This window comes from Streptomyces alkaliphilus (assembly GCF_014141535.1).
GTDB classification, from domain to species: Bacteria; Actinomycetota; Actinomycetes; order Streptomycetales; family Streptomycetaceae; genus Streptomyces; species Streptomyces alkaliphilus.
The window spans coordinates 1-5,273 of record NZ_VKHT01000303.1 but is presented as its reverse complement, the minus strand read 5'-3'; the positions used below and the strand labels follow the sequence as shown (position 1 = coordinate 5,273).

The window sequence follows — 5,273 nt, the reverse complement described above, 5'->3', positions numbered from 1 at the left end:
GGAAACACCGAAGGGAAGCGCCCGGAGGACGAACCCGCCGAATGGTGGGGGAAGTTCCGAAGGAAGCGTCCGTTCCTTGAGAACTCAACAGCGTGCCAAAAGTCAACGCCAGATATGTTGATACCCCGTCCATGCGGGTCGCCCTCTTTCGGGGGTGGTCTCGGATGGTCGAGGTTCCTTTGAAGAAATACACAGCGAGGACGCTGTGCGCCGCTCGGGACATTCCTTCCGGGTGGTGCCGCTCCCGTGAGCTGTAGAAGGCATTCACGGAGAGTTTGATCCTGGCTCAGGACGAACGCTGGCGGCGTGCTTAACACATGCAAGTCGAACGATGAACCTCCTTCGGGAGGGGATTAGTGGCGAACGGGTGAGTAACACGTGGGCAATCTGCCCTGCACTTCGGGACAAGCCCTGGAAACGGGGTCTAATACCGGATACTCACCGCCCTCCGCATGGGGGGTGGTGGAAAGCTCCGGCGGTGCAGGATGAGCCCGCGGCCTATCAGCTTGTTGGTGGGGTAGTGGCCCACCAAGGCGACGACGGGTAGCCGGCCTGAGAGGGCGACCGGCCACACTGGGACTGAGACACGGCCCAGACTCCTACGGGAGGCAGCAGTGGGGAATATTGCACAATGGGCGAAAGCCTGATGCAGCGACGCCGCGTGAGGGATGACGGCCTTCGGGTTGTAAACCTCTTTCAGCAGGGAAGAAGCGAGAGTGACGGTACCTGCAGAAGAAGCACCGGCTAACTACGTGCCAGCAGCCGCGGTAATACGTAGGGTGCGAGCGTTGTCCGGAATTATTGGGCGTAAAGAGCTCGTAGGCGGCCTGTTGCGTCGGTTGTGAAAGCCCGGGGCTCAACCCCGGGTCTGCAGTCGATACGGGCAGGCTGGAGTTCGGTAGGGGAGATCGGAATTCCTGGTGTAGCGGTGAAATGCGCAGATATCAGGAGGAACACCGGTGGCGAAGGCGGATCTCTGGGCCGATACTGACGCTGAGGAGCGAAAGCGTGGGGAGCGAACAGGATTAGATACCCTGGTAGTCCACGCCGTAAACGGTGGGAACTAGGTGTGGGCGACATTCCACGTCGTCCGTGCCGCAGCTAACGCATTAAGTTCCCCGCCTGGGGAGTACGGCCGCAAGGCTAAAACTCAAAGGAATTGACGGGGGCCCGCACAAGCGGCGGAGCATGTGGCTTAATTCGACGCAACGCGAAGAACCTTACCAAGGCTTGACATACACCGGAAAACCGTGGAGACACGGTCCCCCTTGTGGTCGGTGTACAGGTGGTGCATGGCTGTCGTCAGCTCGTGTCGTGAGATGTTGGGTTAAGTCCCGCAACGAGCGCAACCCTTGTCCTGTGTTGCCAGCAACGGTTTCGGCCGGTTGGGGACTCACGGGAAACTGCCGGGGTCAACTCGGAGGAAGGTGGGGACGACGTCAAGTCATCATGCCCCTTATGTCTTGGGCTGCACACGTGCTACAATGGCCGGTACAATGAGCTGCGATGTCGTGAGGCGGAGCGAATCTCAAAAAGCCGGTCTCAGTTCGGATTGGGGTCTGCAACTCGACCCCATGAAGTCGGAGTCGCTAGTAATCGCAGATCAGCATTGCTGCGGTGAATACGTTCCCGGGCCTTGTACACACCGCCCGTCACGTCACGAAAGTCGGTAACACCCGAAGCCGGTGGCCCAACCCCTTGTGGGAGGGAGCCGTCGAAGGTGGGACTGGCGATTGGGACGAAGTCGTAACAAGGTAGCCGTACCGGAAGGTGCGGCTGGATCACCTCCTTTCTAAGGAGCATCTCCTCCCCGGTTCGCCGGGGACAGGGGGGCCACTTCAGTCGGCGAGTGTTCGACGGTGGTCTGCTCATGGGTGGAACGTTGACTATTCGGATCGCCTCCTCGGGGTGGTCGTTCGGTACTGCCGGGTTGTCTTCGGACGGTTCGGTGTGGAAAGACGATCACGGTCGAGGGGTGTGGTTCGGGCGCGCTGTTGGGTGTCTGAGGGTGCGGCCGTTGTCGGTTCGTGTCTTCGGTTGCCGGCCCCGGTGGGGATCGACGGGTTGTCCGTTGGTTTTCCGTCGGGTGGTTGGTTGTTGTTTGAGAACTGCACAGTGGACGCGAGCATCTGTGGCCAAGTTGTTAAGGGCGCACGGTGGATGCCTTGGCACCAGGAACCGATGAAGGACGTGGGAGGCCGCGATAGACCCCGGGGAGTTGTCAACCGAGCTGTGATCCGGGGGTGTCCGAATGGGGAAACCCGGCAGTCGTCATGGGCTGTCACCCGCACCTGAATGTATAGGGTGTGTGGAGGGAACGCGGGGAAGTGAAACATCTCAGTACCCGCAGGAAGAGAAGACAACCGTGATTCCGGGAGTAGTGGCGAGCGAAACCGGATGAGGCCAAACCGTATGTGTGTGATACCCGGCAGGGGTTGCATGTGCGGGGTTGTGGGAGTGGACTTCAGTCGTCTGCCGGCGGCTGGGCGAGTTATAAACCGCGTGGATAGGCGAAGGGCATGCGAAAGGCCCGGCGCAGAGGGTAAGACCCCCGTAGCCGAAATTCATGTGGCTTGCTTGTTCACCACCCAAGTAGCACGGGGCCCGAGAAATCCCGTGTGAATCCGGCGGGACCACCCGTCAAGCCTAAATATTCCCTGGTGACCGATAGCGGATAGTACCGTGAGGGAATGGTGAAAAGTACCGCGGGAGCGGAGTGAAATAGTACCTGAAACCGTGTGCCTACAAGCCGTGGGAGCGTCGCACAGCAAGCTTGCTTGTTGTGTCGTGACTGCGTGCCTTTTGAAGAATGAGCCTGCGAGTTTGCGGTGTGTTGCGAGGTTAACCCGTGTGGGGGAGCCGTAGCGAAAGCGAGTCCGAACAGGGCGTTTGAGTAGCACGCTCAAGACCCGAAGCGGAGTGATCTAGCCATGGGCAGGGTGAAGCGGCTGTAAGAGGTCGTGGAGGCCCGAACCCACCAGGGTTGAAAACCTGGGGGATGACCTGTGGTTAGGGGTGAAAGGCCAATCAAACTCCGTGATAGCTGGTTCTCCCCGAAATGCATTTAGGTGCAGCGTCGTGTGTTTCTTGCCGGAGGTAGAGCACTGGATAGGCGATGGGCCCTACCGGGTTACTGACCTTAGCCAAACTCCGAATGCCGGTAAGTGAGAGCGCGGCAGTGAGACTGTGGGGGATAAGCTCCATGGTCGAGAGGGAAACAGCCCAGAGCATCGACTAAGGCCCCCAAGCGTGTGCTAAGTGGGAAAGGATGTGGAGTCGCAGAGACAACCAGGAGGTTGGCTTAGAAGCAGCCATCCTTGAAAGAGTGCGTAATAGCTCACTGGTCTAGTGATTCCGCGCCGACAATGTAGCGGGGCTCAAGTACACCGCCGAAGTCGTGTCGTCGACATGTGAAGCCCCAACGGGTGTGTCGATGGGTAGGGGAGCGTCGTGTGCCGGGTGAAGCAGCGCCGTTAGGCAGTTGTGGACGGTTCACGAGTGAGAATGCAGGCATGAGTAGCGATACACCAGTGGGAAACTGGTGCGCCGATTGACCAAGGGTTCCTGGGTCAAGCTGATCTGCCCAGGGTAAGTCGGGGCCTAAGGCGAGGCCGACAGGCGTAGTCGATGGATAACCGGTTGATATTCCGGTACCCGTTGCGGAGCGCAAGCGCCGAATCTCCTGATGCTAAGCCCGTGAAGCCCCCCATCGCCTTCGGGTGGTGGGTGTGGTGGAGCCGGTGGCCCGAGGGGGTAGTAGGTGAGTGATGGGGTGACGCAGGAAGGTAGTCCAGCCCGGGCGGTGGTTGTCCCGGGGTAAGGGTGTAGGACGCGGGGTAGGCAAATCCGTCCCGCATACAAGTCTGAGACCTGATGCCGAGCCGATTGTGGTGAAGTGGATGATCCTATGCTGTCGAGAAAAGCCTCTAGCGATGTTCCGTGGCGGCCCGTACCCCAAACCGACTCAGGTGGTCTGGTAGAGAATACCGAGGCGTTCGGGTGAACTATGGTTAAGGAACTCGGCAAAATGCCCCCGTAACTTCGGGAGAAGGGGGGCCGCTTCCGGTGATGGCACGTGCTGCCTGAGCTGGGGGTGGCCGCAGAGACCAGCGAGAAGCGACTGTTTACTAAAAACACAGGTCCGTGCGAAGCTGTAAGGCGATGTATACGGACTGACGCCTGCCCGGTGCTGGAACGTTAAGGGGACCGGTTAGCTCTTTTGGGGCGAAGCCGAGAACTTAAGCGCCAGTAAACGGCGGTGGTAACTATAACCATCCTAAGGTAGCGAAATTCCTTGTCGGGTAAGTTCCGACCTGCACGAATGGCGTAACGACTTCTCGACTGTCTCAACCATAGGCCCGGTGAAATTGCACTACGAGTAAAGATGCTCGTTTCGCGCAGCAGGACGGAAAGACCCCGGGACCTTTACTACAGCTTGATATTGGTGTTCGGTTCGGCTTGTGTAGGATAGGTGGGAGACTGTGAAGCATGCACGCCAGTGTGTGTGGAGTCGTTGTTGAAATACCACTCTGGTCGTGCTGGATGTCTAACCCGGGTCCGTGATCCGGATCGGGGACAGTGTCTGGTGGGTAGTTTAACTGGGGCGGTTGCCTCCCAAAGGGTAACGGAGGCGCCCAAAGGTTCCCTCAGCCTGGTTGGTCATCAGGTGGTGAGTGTAAGTGCACAAGGGAGCTTGACTGTGAGACTGACGGGTCGAGCAGGGACGAAAGTCGGGACTAGTGATCCGGCGGTGGCTTGTGGAAGCGCCGTCGCTCAACGGATAAAAGGTACCCCGGGGATAACAGGCTGATCTTCCCCAAGAGTCCGTATCGACGGGATGGTTTGGCACCTCGATGTCGGCTCGTCGCATCCTGGGGCTGGAGTCGGTCCCAAGGGTTGGGCTGTTCGCCCATTAAAGCGGTACGCGAGCTGGGTTTAGAACGTCGTGAGACAGTTCGGTCCCTATCCGCTGTGCGCGTTGGATTCTTGAGAAGGGCTGTCCCCAGTACGAGAGGACCGGGACGGACGAACCTCTGGTGTGCCAGTTGTTCTGCCAAGGGCATGGCTGGTTGGCTACGTTCGGGATGGATAACCGCTGAAAGCATCTAAGCGGGAAGCCGGCTTCGAGATGAGGAATCCCACCCACTTTGATGGGGTAAGGCTCCCTGTAGACGACGGGGTTGATAGGCCGGAGATGGAAGCCCTGTGAGGGGTGGAGTTGACCGGTACTAATAAGCCGAGGGCTTGTCCTCAGGTGCTCGCGTCCACTGTGT

Annotated in this window: 2 rRNA genes; both read left to right on the top strand. The window is 59.0% G+C overall.

The annotated features are described in order from the left end of the window. Window positions 1–263 precede the first annotated feature (263 nt). A 16S ribosomal RNA gene (locus FNQ90_RS11705) occupies window positions 264–1,792 on the top strand. Between the two features lie 341 nt (window positions 1,793–2,133). Next, window positions 2,134–5,252 (top strand): 23S ribosomal RNA (locus tag FNQ90_RS11700). Together the 16S and 23S rRNA genes form the textbook arrangement of a ribosomal RNA operon. The last annotated feature ends 21 nt before the right edge of the window (window positions 5,253–5,273 follow it).